We start from the raw sequence: 17,299 nt of genomic DNA on the forward strand, positions 1-17,299 counted from the left end.
ACAGGTCTGTCCTCGTGACAGTGCGGTTCGAGAGAACGAGTGGCGTGTGGGTCAGGCCCAGGCAGAGAGTGTGACGGCCTCTTCTGCGCGGCAGGATACCCATGCGTCATCACGGCAAATGTCGGCAATAATGAGTCGGGCGACGCTCCCCGATTCATCGACCGAGGCCATAACCTCGGCTTCGTCAAAGACCGGTTCCGACCGAGCCGTAATGTCCGGTGCCATACTATGCTATATCATAACAAAGAATATAAAGTCTCCGAATCGGGACGATTGGCGGCGCGCCCTGATGGGGTCAGCGTCTGCAGCTTTTTGCATTTTTAATTGTGTCATTACGCGCGCGCACGTCGCTGAAATGGCTGCTTTCAGCGAGATTGATAGGTGAAACGCAAATTTCAGTCTACGACAGTTATATTCGTAAAAAGGGTTAACTCCATTCTGTGCTGATTGCCATGTCAAAGTATACCAAAACCGTGCTACCGGAAGGCATGGGACGCAACAGCGAAACAGCGGTAAATTTATCGGGTAACAACAAAAAGGAGCAGACGGATGACAGACAGTAACAGCCTCAACCGACGTCGCTTCCTGCAAGCGACGGGCGCAGCTGCGACCGCAACGGCACTCGCTGGGTGTACCGGTGGTGGCGGCGAAGACGATACGACGACGACCGGCGACGGTCAGACGACCACGGGTGGCGGCGACACCACGACGACCGCCACGATGGAGCCACAGACGGGTGGCACCCTCAACCTCATCAACTCCACGATGACGACGCTCGACCCAATCAAGGCCACGGACACGGCCTCGGGTCGCGTCATTCGCCAGATTTTCGACAACCTCATGCTCTACCCGAACGGGGAGACTGCGGTTGTCCAGAGTCTCGCAGAAGACTATACGACCAACGACGACTTCACGCAGTATACCTTCACCCTCAAGGACGCCACGTACCACAATGGCAACTCGGTGACGGCCAGTGACTTCGTCTACTCCTGGGAGCGCCTCGCAGCCTCCGAGAACTCGCGTCGTACCTACTTCATCCTCGACTCGCTCGGTGTCGTTCACGAGACCGACGGCGACGGGAACTACTCGCCCGGCTCGATGGCCGTAGAGGCGAGCAGTGAGACGGAACTCACCTTCGAACTCGAACAGGCATTCGCTTCGACGCTCGCGATGCTCGCGTACTCCTCGTTCGCGTGTATCCCAGAGGGCATCGTCGGCGACATCGAAGGCTACGACGGCGAGATGTCCCAGTCCGACTTCGCGACGTCCAACCCAATCGGCTGTGGCCCATTCACGTTCGGGAACTGGGACCAGGGTTCGAACGCGACGGTCACGCGCTACGACGACTACCACGGCGACAAGGCGTACCTCGACAGCATCAAGTGGGAAATCATCGAGGACGACAACGCCGCCTACGAGTGGTCGATGGACAAGAAGTCCGACTTCCTCTCCATCCCGACGGCGCAGTACGACCCAGGCCTCGTCTCCGTGGACACCACGGACGACCTCGGCCGCGACATCGGTACCTACGGACCGGTCCGCAACGGCGAGACCGTCAACTACGTCCGCGTGCCGGAAATCTCGACGTTCTACTTCGGCTTCAACACGGCTAACGTGCCAAAGGCAGTCCGTCAGGCAGTCGCCTACGTGACCAACCAGAAGGAGTTCGCAGAGCAAGTGTTCAAGAGCCGCGTCGCACCGGCGTACCACCTGACGCCGCCGCTCATCTACCCAGGTGCAGGGAACGCGTACAACCAGCACGCTGAAGAGAGCTACCCGTACGGGTACAACACGGCCGACGTGCAGGGCGCACAGCAGGTCATGGAAGAGGCCGGCTACGGCGAGGACAACCGCTACAGCCTGACCTTCACCCACTACACCTCCAACACGTGGAGCCAGATCGCACAGATTCTCCAGGGTCGCCTCGGCGCTGCCTACATCGACTTAGAAATCGAGCAGGCAGAGTTCGCAGCGATGCTCGAGCGCGGTCGCAACGGCAACTTAGAAGCCTACACCCTCGGCTGGATCGCTGACTGGCCAGGTGCAGACAACTTCCTGCAGCTCATCTACCCACCACGCACGGACACCTCACAGGAAGGCCCACTGTCCTACACGAACTGGAGCGGCACCGAAGCCTCAGACCGTGCAAAAGCAGCCTTCGAGCGCGTCCTCGACAACCGGGCACCGACGCAGGAAGCACAGGACATCCGCAACGAAGCCTACGTCGAGATGGAAGAAGCGAACTGGGAGGACGTCGTGTTCGTCAACACGTTCCACAACCTCCGCGAGCGCTTCTACTACAACAACGTCCACGTGCCAGTGTTCGGCGGCATGGGGACCTCGCGTCAGATGCTTAACCGCACCTGGAAAGAGCAGTAATCTTCGTCCACTCGTTTCCGTTTTTTCGCACGGCTGAGCGCCGATAGAGCGCTTCGGGAACGAAAGAGATAATTGCCGTAACAGGTAACGAAACAATAGCCTACAGCATTAATTATGACTTACACAGCATGGCACGGGGGTGACAGATTGTGAGCCGCTGGAGTTACTTCCTCCGACGGGTACTGCTCGCAATTCCAATCCTCGTGTTCTCGAGTTCGATTACCTTCCTCATCATCCGGGTTGGTCCGGTCGACCCAGTCGCGTCGATTCTCGGCCCGACCGGGTCCGCGGAAGCGTATCACGAAATTGCCGTCCGCCTTGGTCTCGAAACACCGAGCGGTGCGCCGGTCCCCATCTGGGAACAGTACTTCCAATTCCTCTGGGACCTCTTCACGTTCAACCTCGGCCAGTCGTGGGTTATCTCCCCCGACACGACCGTCTACGAAGTTATCGCCACGCGTGCGCCTCGCACCATCTGGCTCGGCTTCTGGTCTGTTCTCATCGCCATCTTCATCGGCATCCCGCTCGGCTTCTACGCCGGCCTCCACCCCAACACCTGGAGCGACTACGTCGCTTCCTTCGGTGGGATTGTGTGGCGTGCGATGCCGAACTTCTGGCTCGCCGTCATTCTGGTGAGTTTGCTCACGCAGTCACAGAAAGTATTGTTCGGCTTCAACTGGAGTGCGTGGATCGTCGAAACAGACATCATTCGGGCACCACCACTCACCAACCTCTCTGACCCAGAGCGACTGCTCACCGCGATAAAGCAAATCATGCCCGCAGCACTGGTGCTCGGGTCGTCGTCGATGGGTAACGAGATGCGTATCGGCCGGACGGCGGTTCTCGAAACCATCAACTCGAACTACGTCGAGACGGCCCGCGCGAAGGGCCTGCCTCGCCGCGCAATCGTCTGGAAGCACGTGTTCCGCAACGCGCTCATCCCGCTGGTGCCCATCATCACGGGTGAAGCGTTCCTCCTCATCGGCGGGTCCGTGCTCGTCGAGACAGTGTTCGCCATCAACGGCATCGGCAAACTGTTCTTCGACGCGACCGTCCAAGGCGACCTCCCACTCGTGGGGTCGCTGATGTACATCTTCATCCTGCTCACGCTCTCCGTGAACATCCTGCAGGACTTCCTGTACACCATCATCGACCCACGAGTCGGCTACGATAACAACTAACAATGAGCCAAAACAGCGTAACAGAAGACGTACCGCTTCTCCAGCGAATTCAGGAGAATCCACGTCCTGCGCTCATCTGGGGGGCCATCATGGCGCTCCTTATCGCGCTCGAATTCGGTGCCCTCGCAACGACGCTAATCGGGTTCATCGGCTCTCTCTTCGACGCGATTCCGGGTGATACGGGCGCTTCCATTGCCGCCACTCTCATGGACACGGCGGCGAAGACAGCAGAGATTCCAACGCTCACCTCTCGGGAACTCATCCCGAATCAGGGGTGGCAAGAATCGGCCAACGGCCCGTGGGTGAACACCTTCATGGGTCTCGAACCCAAGTGGGCCTGGCTGATTCGCGTCCTCCTGACCTACACCTACGCCTTCGCATTCCTCGGATGGGTGCTCATGGGCTACAAAGTGTTCCGTGACAACTACCGCTACGCCGACTGGACGCCACGCGACGACGTCGTCCGGCGGATGAAGAGCCACCGATGGGGTCAGTTCGGCTTCACCATCGTGTTCCTCTTCGTGGTCATGGCCATCTTCGCGCCGACCCTCGGCCCGACGACGTTCGACGCGAACATCGACCGGCCGTACCAGAACCAGTTCAAATACTTCAACGAAGACACGCAGTCGGTCCAGGAGGTCTTCGTCGGAGACGCGAACCTGATGACCGCCTCGCGCGGTGCCGGCAGTACGAACATCCAGCCGTGGCAGTACGACGACTATGGCCGGTTCCACCCGTTCGGCACGATGCCGACACCCGGGCAAGACCTGTTTACCTTCATGGTCCATGGGGCAAGGGTGTCGCTATTCATCGGCCTCTTGTCCATCTCCATTAGTACGTTCCTCGCGGCCAGTTTCGGCCTGCTGACGGCGTACTACAAGGGCCTCGTGGACCTTGCGACTGTGGTGGCGAGTGACTCCATCATGAGCCTGCCACAGTTGCTCATCCTCATCTTGCTCTCTGTGGTGTTCTCAGACCACTGGCTATCGAGCATCTACAACGGTGGCTTGCTCATCGCGCTCATCTTCGCCGGGACGGGCTGGCCGTTCCTCTGGCGTGCCATCCGTGGGCCAGCGTTCCAGGTCTCCGAGCAGGAGTGGGTGGACGCCGCCCGCAGTTACGGCCAACGCTCGACCGTGACGATGAAAAAACACATGTTGCCGTACATCCTCGGCTACCTGCTCATCTACGGGTCGATGACCCTCGGTGGCATCATCATCGGCACGTCCGCCCTCTCGTTCCTCGGGCTCGGCATCTCGCCGCCGACCCCTGAGTGGGGCAGTGCCATCAACGCCGGGCAGGACTACGTGACCACTCAGGCGTGGCACGTCTCGCTCATCCCCGGCATCCTCATCGTGCTCGTCGTGACGGCGTTCAACGCCCTCGGCGACGGCATCCGCGACTCGCTTGACCCGAAGAGTGGTGTTGGCGAGACTGGTGGTGAGGCTGCTGCCGCTGCCGGAGGTGGTGGTGGATGAGCTCCATGGACGAACTCCAGGACACCCGCCAGCGAGAGACGGGCGAACCCGTCCTCTCGGTCAGCAACCTGCGCACGGCCTTCTTCACTGACAAGGAGGTCATCCGCGCCGTAGACGGCATCAGCTTCGATATCCGTGAGGGTGAGACCGTCGGTATCGTCGGCGAGTCTGGCTCCGGGAAGTCGGTGACCGCCCGCTCGATTATGGGCATCGTCGATAATCCGGGCAAAATCCTGGACGGGTCGTCGATTCGCTTCAAGGGCGAGGAACTGGTCGGGAAGACCGAGGCCGAGTACCGCAAGATTCGCGGACGCGGCATCTCGATGATTTTCCAGGACCCGCTCACCTCGCTCAACCCGGTGTACACCGTCGGGAACCAGATAAAGGAGGTACTGCGCCTCCACCGTGGCCTGCGAGGCCACGAGGCGACCGAGGAGGCAATCCGCCTGCTCGAAGCCGTGAGTATTCCGGACGCCCGCCGCCGCATCGACGAGTATCCACACCAGTTCTCCGGTGGGATGCGCCAGCGGGCCGTCATCGCGATGGCACTGGCGTCCAAACCCGAACTCATCATCGCCGACGAACCGACCACTGCACTCGACGTGACGATTCAGGCCCAGATTCTGGAACTCTTAGAGGAGATTCAGGAAGAACGCGGCCTCTCTATCATGTTCATCACCCACGACATGGGTGTCATCGCGGAGATTGCAGACCGCGTGAACGTGATGTACGCGGGCGAGATTATCGAGTCCGCACCGTCTGTCGAACTGTTCGGGAACCCCAAGCATCCGTACACGGAGGGGTTACTGGAGAGCATTCCGGGACGACACCCCGGCGAAAAGCGCCTGCGCACCATCAAGGGCGAGGTGCCGACGCCGAACGAACCGGCGACGTACTGTCGGTTCGCCCCGCGGTGTCCGAAGGCGTTCGACGAGTGCAACTCGGTGCACCCGGTTTCCGTCCCCGTGGACGAATCGGCAACCAATCACACCGCTGCCTGCCTCCTCTATCCCGAAGACGAGACGACGGAGGACGCAGTCGAAACCCACCGCGCACGAAGCGGGGAGTATGAACAATGAGCGAATCCGCAAGTGAGTTCGAGACGACCGTCGCCACTGGCCAGACGCTGGTCGAGGTGAACAACCTGAAGACCTACTACGAGAGCAGCGGGCTTCTCGGAGGCAACCCGGTCAAGGCAGTCGACGGCGTCAACTTCGAAATCAAGAAGGGCGAGACTCTCGGTCTCGTCGGCGAATCGGGCTGTGGGAAGACCACGCTCGGGCGCACGCTCGTCCGCCTGGAGAAGGCGACGAGTGGCGAAGTCAAGTACAAGGGCACGGACATCACGAAACTGTCCGGCGACGACCTGAAGAACTGGCGGCGCAACGCTCAGATCGTGTTTCAGGACCCAGAATCGAGCCTCAACGACCGCATGACGGTCGGGGAGATTATCCGCGAACCGCTCGACGTCCACGGAATCGGAACACCCCGAGACCGTAGGGACAAGGTTCGGAACCTGCTCGAAACCGTGGGCCTGCGCGAGGAACACTACTACCGGTATCCCCACCAGTTCTCCGGGGGTCAGCGCCAGCGCATCGGCATTGCCCGCGCGCTCGCGCTCGAACCGGAGTTCGTCGTCCTCGACGAACCGGTCTCCGCACTCGACGTCTCCGTGCAGGCGAAGATTCTGAACCTGCTCGAAGACCTCCAGGAGGAGTTCGGACTGACCTACCTGTTCATCGCCCACGACCTCTCGGTGGTCCGGCACATCTGCGACCGGACGGCCGTGATGTACCTCGGCCACATCATGGAGATCGGCGATACGGAAGAGCTGTTCAACGACCCGGCGAATCCGTACACGCTGTCGCTGCTCTCTGCGATTCCGGACCCGGACCCGACGGTCGAACGCCAGCGCATCACGCTTCGCGGCACGCCGCCGAGTCCGCGTGACCCGCCGAAAGGCTGTCCGTTCAGCACGCGCTGTCCGACGAAGATTCGCCCGCCGAAGTACCAGGACCTTGACGACGACATCTGGGACGGCGTCGAGTTGCTCCGCGAAATCGTTCGCGAGCGCACGCGCGCTGACAAATCCATCGGCGAACGAGCGCGCGAAATCCTCGGCATGGAGACGCGCTTCTCGAACATCAAGGAGATAAACCGCGAGGTGTTCGGCGACCTGACCGTACCAGCACAGATTCGCGAGCATCTGGACGAAGCCGAGGAACTCGTGGCGAACGGCAACGAGAAAGAGGCCGCCGCCTATCTCAGAGCAGAGTTCGGTAGCATCTGTGACGGCGTCGTGCCAGAGGGCATGGACGGAGAGTACGCAGAAGGCGAAATCGTGAAACCGGAGCAACTGCGCGTCAGCGAATCCGGTCGCGTGAGCCTCTGTCACCGGCACAAACCGGAGTACGAAGAGCCGTCTGAGTACTTAGAAAACCACGTCTTCACTCGATGAACGGCGACCCGTCACTGCGACGCCAGCAAACGCTCGACGCACTGGTGTACATCTTCGCCGTGACGTTCGTCCTGTTCGCGGTTTCGTACGTCCTCGGATTCGTCCTGGGCAGTGGCTGGCCAGGTGTGAAGAACATGCTGTTCGTCCTCGGCTTTCTCGCGTTTGGCGTCGCCGCCTTCCAGTTACGGCCAACCGCGCCGTGGAAGGACCAGAATCCGAGTCGCGACGCGACCCCCTTCGAGCGACTCCTCGACCGCATCACGCCGCTCGGGGGGATGCACCTCCCCGTAAACGACCGGATGCGAAGCTCGACGAAGTTGTTTCTCGCGAGCCTCCTCACGCTCGCCATCTCGCTCGTGATGGAGTTTGGCTTGGGGATTGGTGCCTAGAGTCAACAACTTTTACCGCGAGCAGAAACGAGGAATGGTATGCCTGAACATGCGGACGACGAGCAGGAGTATGCAGAGCGCCTCGCGCAGGATGCAGACGTCCTGAAAAGTGGCTGGACGGCCACGATAGAGGAGATGAAGGCAATGGCGGCGGAGTACGAAGAACAGGGCTGGAACGCCTACTACGTCGCGTCGGGCCACACGGCCACCGAACCCCCAAGCGTCGGGCCGGAAGGTCGGTTCGGTATCGTGCACGTCATCCCGGGCAACTACGCAGATGACTTTGTCAAGGCATTCGAACAGGGCGAGTTCCCCGAGTACGACGTCTTCCGTCAGGAGGCAGACGGGCACGTCTTCTTCGTCACGAAACTCGTAGACGAAGACTCGAAGAACGCGATTTTCATCGCCGGGCAGTACGAACTCTGGAACGCCGCGAACACCGTGAGCCACGCGATGGAGGTGGGCCACATCTTCACCCACGTCCAGAAACTCGACGGGACGATGCTCGGGTCGTTCAAACACGACGACCCCGCCAAGTTCTTCCCGCACGCGGAAGACTTCAAGGAGCACTACGGCGCGGCGATGGGGCAGAATCAAGGAGACGTGAGTGGCCGCGCGGTCAGCAGCGCCGAAGTAGAAGGGCAACTTCGAGAAAAAGAAGAGCAGCTAAACGACCAGTTAGAAGAGTAAGGGTTCCAGTCAAACGGAAGGGTTTTCTTCGGCGTATGCAGCCCCGGTGGCACAAGGTGGAAGTACTTAGTACCTGCATGGCGCAAGTAAGGGCAATGAAAGTCTCTGATGCGATGACGCCGCGTGACTCGCTCGTGACGGTGGAGTTACCCGGCACGCGAGACGACGTGCTCGAATATCTCCAGGAGCGAAAGTTCTCCTCGGTTCCGGTCATCAAGCAGACCGACGACGGTGAGGAGTTTCGCGGTCTCGTCTCTCGTGAATCCCTGATTGCGGACCCGGACGAAGACCAGCTCGCGCTGCTCGTCGAAGAAGTCCCCTCGACCGAGGCGGACGCAGACATCACCGAGGTTGCAGAACTGATGATTGCGGAGGGCGCACGCCGTGTCCCCGTCGTCGACGGCCAACTCGAGGGCATCATCACCGTGACCGACGTGGTTCGCGCCATCGCCGCCGGCGACGCCCCCGGCGACATGGAGGTCGGCGAACTGTACGAGTACCGCGTCAACACCGTGTTTTCGGGTGCGCCACTGCGCGTCTGCGAGCGCGAACTCTCCTACGCCGACGAGGCCTACGGCGTCGTCTTAGATGAGGAAGCAGAAGTCGCGGGTATCATCACCGAAGTGGACATCCTGAACGTCGCTCGCGTCGTCGAGGGCGAGGACGACACGGGCAGTTCCATCGCCAACGAGGACGACGAGTGGATGTGGGAGGGCATCAAGGCGACGGGTAACCGCTACCTGCCGACCCGCAACGTCGAACTGCCCTCCGGCCCTGTCAGCAAGTTCATGAGCAGCGACCTGAAGACCATCGGTCGCCGCCGAACCGCACAGGACGCGGCCAAGATGATGCGCAACGAAGACATCGAACAGATTCCGGTCATGAGCGGTGACGAACTCGTCGGCATCGTCCGCGATATGGACCTCCTCGTAGCCTGTCTCCAATGAGCGACGACACAGAACGACTCTCGGAACTCGCGAAGCGACGTGGTTTCTACTTCCCCGCGGCCGGTGCCTACGGCGGTGTCGCCGGTTTCTACGTCTACGGCCCGCAGGGGGCGGCGCTGAAGCGTAATTTAGAGGAGACGTGGCGCGACCAGTTCGTGGTCAAAGAGGGTCATCAGGAAATCGACGCGCCGAACATCATGCCAGAACCGGTGTTCGAGGCGTCCGGCCACTTGGACGGCTTCGACGACATGATCGTCGAGTGTCCCGAGTGTGGCGAGAATCATCGGGCAGACCACCTCGTCGAGGACAACACGGGTATCGAAGAGGCAGAGAGCTATTCGCCCGAAGAGGTGGCCCAACTCATCGCCGAGTACGACATCGAATGTCCGAACTGTCACGCGAAACTCGCGGGCACGGACGTCTCTGAGTTCAACCTCATGTTCGCGACGAACATCGGCCCCGGCAGTTCCTCGCCGGGTTACCTGCGCCCCGAGACGGCCCAGGGTATCTTCGTCGAGTTCCCGCGGCTGAAGGAGTACGCCCGCAACCAATTGCCGTTTGGCGTCGCCCAGATTGGCGCGGCCTACCGCAACGAGATTAGCCCGCGGCGCGGCCTGATTCGCGTCCGGGAGTTCACGCAGGCGGAACTCGAACACTTCATCGACCCCGAGGAGGACGAACCGCCGCTGCACCGCGTCGCAGACGTCGAACTCAAACTCTACCCCGCAGCACAGCAGCAAGCAGACGGCACGGAGTACGTCACGATGACCGTCGCAGACGCCGTCGAACAGGGCGTCATCGAGAGTCCGTGGGTCGGCTACTACCTCGGCGTCGCGAAGGGCTGGTACGAGCGCATCGGCGTCGACATGGACCGCTTCCGATACCGCCAGCACCTCCCCGGCGAGCGTGCCCACTACGCGAGCGACTGCTGGGATGCGGAGGCCGAACTCGGCGGCAACTGGGTCGAAATCACTGGCTTCGCCTACCGGGGCGACTACGACCTCTCGCACCACGGCGCACACTCGGGCGAGGAGTTCACCATCTTCAAGCAGTACGACGAACCGAAGACGGTCGAACGCGCCGTCGTGGACCCGGACATGGCCTACCTCGGTCCAGAATACGGCTCGGCCGCCGGCCAGATTGTCGATGCCCTCTCGAACCTCGCCGCTCGCGACCGAAGCGCGTTCGACGGCGACGAGGTGACGGTCGAAGTCGACGGCGAATCTTACACCATCCCAGTGGACAAGACCGGCTTCGCCGTCGAAGAACAGACCGAATCGGGCGAGCACATCACACCCCACGTCGTTGAGCCGTCGTTCGGTGTCGGCCGCATCGTCCACACCGTGCTCGAACACGCCCTCCGCGACGACGAAGTCGACGGCGAGGAACGAACCTTCCTCAAACTCGTCCCCGAACTCGCGCCGACGAACGTCGCCGTCTTCCCGCTCATGGACCGCGACGGCATGGGCGAGCAGGCCCGTGAAATCGCAGACACGCTCCGCCAGTACGGTCTCTCCTCGGCCTACGACGATTCGGGCAACATCGGTCGTCGCTACCGCCGACAGGATGAAATCGGCACGCCGTTCTGCGTCACCGTGGACTACGAATCGCTCGAAGACGGCACGGTGACCGTCCGCGAACGCGACACGACCGCCCAGGCCCGCGTGGCCATCGACGACCTCCCCGAACTCTTGCTCGCGTTGCGGGCGGGCGACCGTTCGTTTGACGACATCTGATGGACGACGAAATCGAACGCCGACTCGTTCACGTTTCGGGCATCCTCGCCCCCCTCTCCTACTGGGTCGGCGTTTTCACCTGGGAGCAGCTGGGCTACGCCCTCATCGCCGGGTCGGTCGTCGTGTTAGCCCTCGAGGTCATCCGCCTCGTCGTCGGTCTCGACTGGAAAATCTACGACGAACTCACCCGCGAGTACGAACAGGACAACCTCGCTGGGTACGCCCTCTACGTGTGGGGCGTGACCTTCGTCGCGTTGGTGTTCGACCCCGACATCGCGATTCCCGCGATGCTCATGCTCTCTATTGGCGACCCCATCAGTGGGGTTCTCGGGTCGGGGGAATTGCGGGCGGCCAAGCAGGCGTACGTCCTGCTCGCGATGTTTGGCGTGACGCTGTTCATCGGCGTCTGGTTCGTCCCCGTCCTCGTTGCCGTCCTCGGAGCCATCGCGGCCACCGTCGCAGACGGCGTGAAACCGGTCATCGCGGGGTACGTCATCGACGATAACCTCACCATCCCAATCGGTGCGGCGGTGACGATGTACGTCGCGATAACCTACCTCCCAGAACCCATCCAGCACTTGACGTTCTTGCCGTGGTGAACGACGGCAATAACATTCTTTAGAAGGCGGCCAAATTTGTCGGCCATGACTCCCGCACCGACTCGCCGAGACGCGCTCAAAGCGGTTGCTGCGGGCATCTTCACGGCGACTGCGGGCTGTCTCAACCTCGAAGGAATCGAAGGCGGCCTGCTCACCGTGCGGTGGGCGGCAAAACCGCCGGCGGAGGCGACAGTCGTGTCGATGGCCGACGAGCGCGTCGCTGGCATCGTCGTCCTCCAGACGGTAACCCAGCGCGTCAGCGAGTCGAATCCACAGGAGCAGTTCGACCTCACCCGCACCCAGTACAACGAGGTGACGGATGCGCTCGCTGAAGTGCCCCACCACGACGGCGTCGGTGCGGGCTATTACCTCGAAAATCGCGGCGACGTCTACCGACTCCAGTACACCCCGTACTGTACGCGCGTACCGGGTGTCGAATCGAGAAACGAGGGCCGGTGTGTCGTCGGCGAATCAGACAGCAACCCCGAACCAGCGCTCGACCGTCCGTGAGTAACGCATCGCGACCGTTCCGAGGATGCTCATGACGAGCACGTAGCCGACGCCGATGGCCGGAATCGTCTCGCCGAGAATGGCAGACCCGCCCGCCGCGGCGGCGAGGGCGGCGACGACAAGCGAGAACTCACCACGAGCAATCATGGCGAGCGAAACGCGCAGCGAACGCCGGGCGGTGAGGTTGTAGCGTCGACCCGTCACGTAGCCACTCAGGAGTTTGCTCCCCGTCGTGAGGACGACGAGGACGAGCACCGGTACGAGAACGGTGACGAGGAGGCGCGGGTCGGTGCCGAGGCCGATAGAGAAGAAGAACACGGCGGCGTAGATGTCGCGCTCTGAAGAGATGATGCGTTCGATTCGGTGGGCGTGCGAGGTGGTCCCGAATGCGGCCCCGATGAAGAAGGCGGCGACGGCCTCGGAGACCCCGAAGGCGAGGGCAAGCCCGCCGACGAAGACGATTGCGGCGACCACCCGGAGCAGGAAGATTTCTGAAGATTGCACGTCAAGCAGGCGTTCGACGAGCGGTTCGCCTCTGGCGGCAAGGGCGACGAGAACGACGAGGAACGCGCCCGAGCGGGCGAGACTGCTCGCGATTTCGTTCATCCCGCCGTCGCCGAAGGCGAGGGCCGTGAGGATGGCGAGATAGACGGCGAGAACGATATCTTCGAAGACGAGGACGCCGAGGATTGGTTCACTCTCCGGGTCTGCAATCCACCCGAGGTCGACGAGCGTCTTGGTGATGATGGCGGAAGACGAAGCGTAGACGATACCGGCGAGGAAGAACGTCTCGACGGGGTCGAACCCGAACACGAATCCGGCGACAACGCCGATGCCGAAGTTCACGAGGAAGTCTACGCTTCCGGCCTCGCCGAGTTTGCGCCCCGCCTGCAACAGGCGGTCGAAGCTGAATTCGAGGCCGATGAAAAAGAGCAGGAAGACGATGCCGAGTTCCGCGAGTAGGTCGATGAACTCGCGGGTTTCGACGAGGGTGAGCGACTGGCCGGCGACTTCGGGGGCGAACGGCCCGATGAGGATGCCAAAGATAATGTAGGCGGGAATCACGGACTGGCCGAGTCGGCTGGCGATACCCCCGCCAACAGCGAGGACGGCGAACACGACACCTGCTTCGAGAAGAAGATTCTCCGTCGCCATTTCAGGCCCCGGAGGCGAGGAGGGTATTTAGGGCGGCGACCTGTTCGCGGGTGCCGAGGGCGACAAGGTAGTCGCCGGGTTCGATGGTCGCCGTCGGGTCGGGGTTCGGGATGGTCTCTTCACCGCGCTGAATGGCGATGACGGAAGCACCGGTTTCGGCGCGAATGTTCGTGTCTGCGAGCGTTTTGCCCGACAATGGCGAGTCGGCGGGCACCTGCTCCCAGTTGATGATGGCGTTACCGAGCGGGACAGAGAGGTTCTCGACGGCCACCGACTCGAAGTACGCGCCTTCGAGAATCGACCCGAACTGGCGGGCCCGCTGGCTATCCAGGTCGAACAGTTTCTGGCTGTCTGCGTCGGGATTCGCGCGGTAGAACACCTCGCGATGGCCGTCGTGGTGGATGAGCGTGATGAGGCGCGCGCCGCCGCCGAGTTCGAGTTCGAATTTCCGCCCGACACCGGGGATATCAGATTCGTAAACCGTCATGGGGAGGCCTTCGCAGGACTGCACAATAAGCAGTCGGCCACTTTCACCCTGCTACACGAACCCTTAACCGAAGGGGCGACGAATTTTCGGCAAATGGCGGCGACGGACCAGCAAGCCTACGTAGACCATCCATTGCTCAGACCGTCGGTCATCGAACGCCGACTCTATCAGATCGAACTCGCGGGCGACGCCCAGACGGGCCACACGCTCGTCTGCCTGCCGACCGGCCTCGGAAAGACGACGGTCAGCCTGCTCGTCACCGCCCAGCGCCTCCACCAGCACGGCGGCAAGTCACTCATGCTCGCGCCGACGAAACCGCTCGTCCAGCAGCACGCCGAGTTCTACCGGATGGCCCTCGACATCCCCGACGAGGAAATCGTCGTGTTTACCGGCGAAGTCCGCCCCGACGACCGGGTCGACCTCTGGCAGGACGCGACGGTCGTCATCGCCACCCCGCAGGTGGTCGAAAACGACCTCGTCGGCAGTCGCGTCTCGCTCGCAGATGTGACCCACCTCACCTTCGACGAGTGTCACCGCGCGACGGGCGACTACGCCTACTGTTATATCGCCGAACGCTACCACGCGGACGCCGACCGACCGCTCGTCACCGGGATGAGCGCCTCGCCCGGCGGCGACAGCGAAGAAATCATGACCGTCTGTGAGAACCTCGGCCTCTCGAACGTGGCCGTGATGAGCGAGGGCGACTCTGACGTCGACGAGTACACCCACGACACCGACATCGAGTGGAAAGAAGTGCAGGTTCCACAGGAAATTTTGGAGATTCGTGACGGGATGAACGAGGTGGTCAAAGACCGCTTAGAGAGACTGAAGCAACTCGGCGTGTTGAAATCTGCCCGCGTGGACATCTCCCGGAAGGAACTGTTCGCCGCCCAGAAGGAACTCCAGAAACTCATCCGCAACGACCAGTCTGAGGGGTACAAGGGGATGAGCGTCCACGCCGAAGTGATGAAGCTCAAACACGCCGTGGAGGTCGTCGAATCCCAGGGCGTGGAGTCGCTCGTCGCCTACTTCGAGCGCCTGCGAAACGAGGCGCGCTCGTCGGGGGCGTCGAAGGCGAGCCAGCGCCTCGTCTCCGAGCCGAAGATTCGCGAGGCGATGCGGAAAGCCCGCGAGTACGACGGTCTGCACCCGAAACTCTCCCAGACGCGGATGCTCATCGCAGAGACCCTCGGCATCAAAGACGGCGAGCGCGTCATCGTGTTCACGGAGTACCGCGACACCGCAGAGACGCTCGTCGAGTTCCTCTCTGCGCACTTTTCGGTGCGCAAGTTCGTCGGGCAGGGCGACCGCGAGGGGTCCGACGGGATGACCCAGAAACAACAACAGGAGACGCTCGACCAGTTCCGAAACGGCGAGTTCGAGGTGCTCGTCTCCACCTCCGTCGCAGAGGAAGGACTCGACGTACCCGAAGTGGACATGGTGCTGTTCTACGAACCCGTCCCGAAGGGCATTCGGTCGATTCAGCGCAAGGGGCGGACCGGCCGGCAGGCCGAAGGCCGGGTCGCCGTCCTCATCGCCAAGAACACCCGGGACGAGGCGTTCTTCTGGAAGTCAAAGCGCGAGGAGTCGAAGATGCAAGACGAACTCGGGAAGCTGAAAGGGCTCGTCGGCGACATCGAGACGGAACTCGGCCAACACGACCTGAGCAAGTTCGCGAACGCGGATGGGGCCGCCAAAGCCGAGACGAACGGCGGAAGCGAGACGAAGCAGACCAAGAAAAACGTCCAGCCAGCCCTCACCGACTTCGCCGAGGCGAAGTCCGAATCTGCCGCCGAGCAAGAGGAGGACGTGGAGAAAGACGTGCCCCGTGCGGGCGGCGTGGCTGACGAGGACGTGGTCGAAATCGTCGCCGACCAGCGCGAACTCGACTCGACCATCGCCCGTGACCTCTCGAAACGCGACGGCATCAAGATTCGATTGGAGACGCTCGAAGTCGGCGACTACGTGCTCTCGGACCGCGTCGTCGTGGAGCGAAAGTCCGTCTCCGACTTCCTCGACACGCTCACCGGCGGCGACCGCTCGATGTTCGAGCAGGTCGGCGACGCGGCGCGGTACTACGGCCGCCCGGTGGTCATCATCGAGGGAGAGAACCTCTACGGCGAGCGCAACGTCCATCCGAACGCGATTCGCGGGGCACTGGCGTCGCTCGCGGTCGATTTCGGCGCGAGCATTCTTCGCACCGAAGACCAGAAAGACACCGCGGACCTGCTCGAAATCATCGCGTCGCGCGAGCAGAAGACAGAACAGCGTGAGGTGCGCGTCCACGGCAAGAAGACGAAGAAGACGCTCACCGAACAACAGGAGTACGTCGTCGCCTCCATCGCCGACATCGGGCCGGTGACAGCGCGGGCGCTGCTGTCTGCCTTCGGCACCGTCGAAGCCGTGATGGAAGCGACCGAGGAGGAGTTGATGGAAGTCAAAGGCGTCGGCAAAGTGACCGCAGAACGCATCAGAGAAGTCGTGGGCAGCGACTACAAATCGAAACGGAACGAATAAACTCGGCTCCGTGACGCGCTCAGCGACTCGCCTTCTTCACCGCGCGAAGTGCCTCTGCAGCTTCGTGTGCCGCTTCGAGATACTCCTTTGTCCGTCCGACGTCGTCCGATTCTTCCGCGGCGGTCGTGAGTTTCGTGAGCGTGCGGACGAGCGACTGCTGGGCGGCCGCGAGGTCACTTCCGGTGGCCGACTGCGACGGCGTCGATTGGGACGGTTGTGCGTGAGACGATTGGGTAGGAGCAGGGGTGCGAGCGACTTCCGTCGCCTGTTTTCCGAGGTTGTCCATCGCGGATTCGGCTGCCTGTGGTGTTGGCGCGGGTTCCTGCGCCGGTGGTTGTGCGTCCGGCGTCGGCGCAGGGGCTGGTTCCGGCGTCGGTGGGGAGTCAGTCTCCGATTGCGCAGACTGGGCCTCTCGAGCCTTCGCTTCCGCGGCTTCCGTTTCGACCGGGTGTTCGCCGTTTGCGGTGTCCTCGGCTTGCTCTGGGGTGGCTTGCGCGGCAGGCTGCTCAGCCTGCTGGGCCGCGGCGTCCTGTTCGCGCCCTTCGCAAGTGGCACAGAACTCCTGGCCCTGGTAGCGGAAGATGGGGTCGCCACAGACCTCACAGTGTTTGTTGGTCATCGTCGCGCCCTTGAGCAGGAGTTCGCTCATGCGCGCGGTCTCCTTGCGGGAGGCTTCGTCCTTCTCGAACTGCTGGCGGAGTCGTTCGCGCTCCGCCTCTTTGTCGAACCCACTCATGTGTGAGGACACGCGGGCGACCTCAAAAAGAGCTACG

16 protein-coding genes are annotated in these 17,299 nt (G+C 62.0%); 12 read left to right on the forward strand and 4 right to left on the reverse strand.

What is annotated here, in order from left to right; translation table 11 throughout:
• Positions 1-51 precede the first annotated feature (51 nt).
• Positions 52-225 carry a hypothetical protein gene (locus P0648_RS01440; RefSeq protein WP_276246021.1) on the reverse strand — a complete coding sequence of 58 codons (174 nt, stop codon included), beginning with the start codon at positions 223-225 and terminating at the stop codon, positions 52-54.
• Positions 226-549: 324 nt separating this feature from the next.
• On the opposite strand from P0648_RS01440, the gene P0648_RS01445 reads away from it, so the two are divergent.
• The 11 genes from P0648_RS01445 to P0648_RS01495 all read left to right on the forward strand — a co-directional run bounded on the left by P0648_RS01445 (position 550) and on the right by P0648_RS01495 (position 12,367).
• Positions 550-2,379 (forward strand): ABC transporter substrate-binding protein, encoded by a 1,830-nt coding sequence (locus P0648_RS01445; protein WP_276246020.1) that lies wholly within the window; start codon positions 550-552, stop codon positions 2,377-2,379.
• Positions 2,380-2,528: 149 nt separating this feature from the next.
• Positions 2,529-3,560 carry an ABC transporter permease gene (locus tag P0648_RS01450; RefSeq protein ID WP_276246019.1) on the forward strand — a complete coding sequence of 344 codons (1,032 nt, stop codon included), beginning with the start codon at positions 2,529-2,531 and terminating at the stop codon, positions 3,558-3,560.
• A gap of 2 nt (positions 3,561-3,562) precedes the next feature.
• Positions 3,563-5,038, forward strand: a complete 1,476-nt coding sequence (locus P0648_RS01455; RefSeq protein WP_276246018.1) for an ABC transporter permease — start codon at positions 3,563-3,565, stop codon at positions 5,036-5,038.
• Positions 5,035-6,117, forward strand: coding sequence for an ABC transporter ATP-binding protein (locus P0648_RS01460; protein WP_276246017.1), 1,083 nt, complete (start codon positions 5,035-5,037; stop codon positions 6,115-6,117). Before P0648_RS01455 ends, P0648_RS01460 begins: the two co-directional genes overlap by 4 nt.
• On the forward strand, positions 6,114-7,496 hold the full coding sequence (locus P0648_RS01465; protein ID WP_277504971.1) for an ABC transporter ATP-binding protein: 1,383 nt from the start codon (positions 6,114-6,116) through the stop codon (positions 7,494-7,496). Before P0648_RS01460 ends, P0648_RS01465 begins: the two co-directional genes overlap by 4 nt.
• On the forward strand, positions 7,493-7,885 hold the full coding sequence (locus P0648_RS01470) for a hypothetical protein (RefSeq protein WP_276246015.1): 393 nt from the start codon (positions 7,493-7,495) through the stop codon (positions 7,883-7,885). Before P0648_RS01465 ends, P0648_RS01470 begins: the two co-directional genes overlap by 4 nt.
• A 39-nt stretch (positions 7,886-7,924) precedes the next feature.
• The gene (locus P0648_RS01475; RefSeq protein WP_276246014.1) at positions 7,925-8,575 is read left to right on the forward strand and encodes a hypothetical protein; all 651 of its coding nucleotides are present in this window, start codon (positions 7,925-7,927) and stop codon (positions 8,573-8,575) included.
• A 95-nt stretch (positions 8,576-8,670) separates the two neighbouring features.
• Entirely contained in the window at positions 8,671-9,522 is an 852-nt protein-coding gene (locus P0648_RS01480) for a CBS domain-containing protein (RefSeq protein ID WP_276246013.1), read from the forward strand.
• Complete coding sequence (glyS, locus tag P0648_RS01485) at positions 9,519-11,258, forward strand: glycine--tRNA ligase (protein ID WP_276246012.1); 1,740 nt, start codon at positions 9,519-9,521, stop codon at positions 11,256-11,258. Before P0648_RS01480 ends, glyS begins: the two co-directional genes overlap by 4 nt.
• On the forward strand, positions 11,258-11,857 hold the full coding sequence (locus tag P0648_RS01490) for a diacylglycerol/polyprenol kinase family protein (protein ID WP_276246011.1): 600 nt from the start codon (positions 11,258-11,260) through the stop codon (positions 11,855-11,857). The genes glyS and P0648_RS01490 overlap by 1 nt, the downstream gene beginning before the upstream one ends.
• Positions 11,858-11,902: 45 nt before the next feature.
• Complete coding sequence (locus P0648_RS01495; RefSeq protein WP_276246010.1) at positions 11,903-12,367, forward strand: hypothetical protein; 465 nt, start codon at positions 11,903-11,905, stop codon at positions 12,365-12,367.
• Here the strand turns inward: P0648_RS01495 and P0648_RS01500 are convergent.
• The gene (locus tag P0648_RS01500) at positions 12,329-13,522 is read right to left on the reverse strand and encodes a cation:proton antiporter (protein ID WP_276246009.1); all 1,194 of its coding nucleotides are present in this window, start codon (positions 13,520-13,522) and stop codon (positions 12,329-12,331) included. The two genes, P0648_RS01495 and P0648_RS01500, sit on opposite strands and share 39 nt — an antisense overlap.
• A 1-nt stretch (position 13,523) precedes the next feature.
• Positions 13,524-14,009: a cation:proton antiporter regulatory subunit gene (locus P0648_RS01505; RefSeq protein WP_276246008.1), complete on the reverse strand. Its 486-nt coding sequence runs from the start codon at positions 14,007-14,009 to the stop codon at positions 13,524-13,526.
• A 93-nt stretch (positions 14,010-14,102) separates the two neighbouring features.
• Between P0648_RS01505 and P0648_RS01510 the strand changes: the two genes are divergently transcribed.
• A complete protein-coding gene (locus P0648_RS01510; protein ID WP_276246007.1) occupies positions 14,103-16,526 on the forward strand; it encodes a DEAD/DEAH box helicase in 2,424 nt (807 codons plus the stop codon).
• Between the two features lie 19 nt (positions 16,527-16,545).
• On the opposite strand, the gene P0648_RS01515 is transcribed toward P0648_RS01510, so the two are convergent.
• On the reverse strand, positions 16,546-17,262 hold the full coding sequence (locus P0648_RS01515; RefSeq protein WP_276246006.1) for an Sjogren's syndrome/scleroderma autoantigen 1 family protein: 717 nt from the start codon (positions 17,260-17,262) through the stop codon (positions 16,546-16,548).
• Between the last annotated feature and the right edge of the window lie 37 nt (positions 17,263-17,299).

The sequence above is a fragment of the Haladaptatus sp. DYSN1 genome, assembly GCF_029489995.1.
GTDB lineage: Archaea > Halobacteriota > Halobacteria > Halobacteriales > Halococcaceae > QDMS2.

What these genes read in the sequence shown, in the direction of transcription:
- P0648_RS01440 (WP_276246021.1), bottom strand. Translation starts at nt 225, where the DNA reads ATGGCACCGGACATTACGGCTCGGTCGGAACCGGTCTTTGACGAAGCC.
- P0648_RS01445 (WP_276246020.1), top strand. Translation starts at nt 550, where the DNA reads ATGACAGACAGTAACAGCCTCAACCGACGTCGCTTCCTGCAAGCGACG.
- P0648_RS01455 (WP_276246018.1), top strand. Translation starts at nt 3,563, where the DNA reads ATGAGCCAAAACAGCGTAACAGAAGACGTACCGCTTCTCCAGCGAATT.
- P0648_RS01460 (WP_276246017.1), top strand. Translation starts at nt 5,035, where the DNA reads ATGAGCTCCATGGACGAACTCCAGGACACCCGCCAGCGAGAGACGGGC.
- P0648_RS01465 (WP_277504971.1), top strand. Translation starts at nt 6,114, where the DNA reads ATGAGCGAATCCGCAAGTGAGTTCGAGACGACCGTCGCCACTGGCCAG.
- P0648_RS01470 (WP_276246015.1), top strand. Translation starts at nt 7,493, where the DNA reads ATGAACGGCGACCCGTCACTGCGACGCCAGCAAACGCTCGACGCACTG.
- P0648_RS01475 (WP_276246014.1), top strand. Translation starts at nt 7,925, where the DNA reads ATGCCTGAACATGCGGACGACGAGCAGGAGTATGCAGAGCGCCTCGCG.
- P0648_RS01480 (WP_276246013.1), top strand. Translation starts at nt 8,671, where the DNA reads ATGAAAGTCTCTGATGCGATGACGCCGCGTGACTCGCTCGTGACGGTG.
- glyS (WP_276246012.1), top strand. Translation starts at nt 9,519, where the DNA reads ATGAGCGACGACACAGAACGACTCTCGGAACTCGCGAAGCGACGTGGT.
- P0648_RS01490 (WP_276246011.1), top strand. Translation starts at nt 11,258, where the DNA reads ATGGACGACGAAATCGAACGCCGACTCGTTCACGTTTCGGGCATCCTC.
- P0648_RS01495 (WP_276246010.1), top strand. Translation starts at nt 11,903, where the DNA reads ATGACTCCCGCACCGACTCGCCGAGACGCGCTCAAAGCGGTTGCTGCG.
- P0648_RS01500 (WP_276246009.1), bottom strand. Translation starts at nt 13,522, where the DNA reads ATGGCGACGGAGAATCTTCTTCTCGAAGCAGGTGTCGTGTTCGCCGTC.
- P0648_RS01505 (WP_276246008.1), bottom strand. Translation starts at nt 14,009, where the DNA reads ATGACGGTTTACGAATCTGATATCCCCGGTGTCGGGCGGAAATTCGAA.
- P0648_RS01510 (WP_276246007.1), top strand. Translation starts at nt 14,103, where the DNA reads ATGGCGGCGACGGACCAGCAAGCCTACGTAGACCATCCATTGCTCAGA.
- P0648_RS01515 (WP_276246006.1), bottom strand. Translation starts at nt 17,262, where the DNA reads ATGAGTGGGTTCGACAAAGAGGCGGAGCGCGAACGACTCCGCCAGCAG.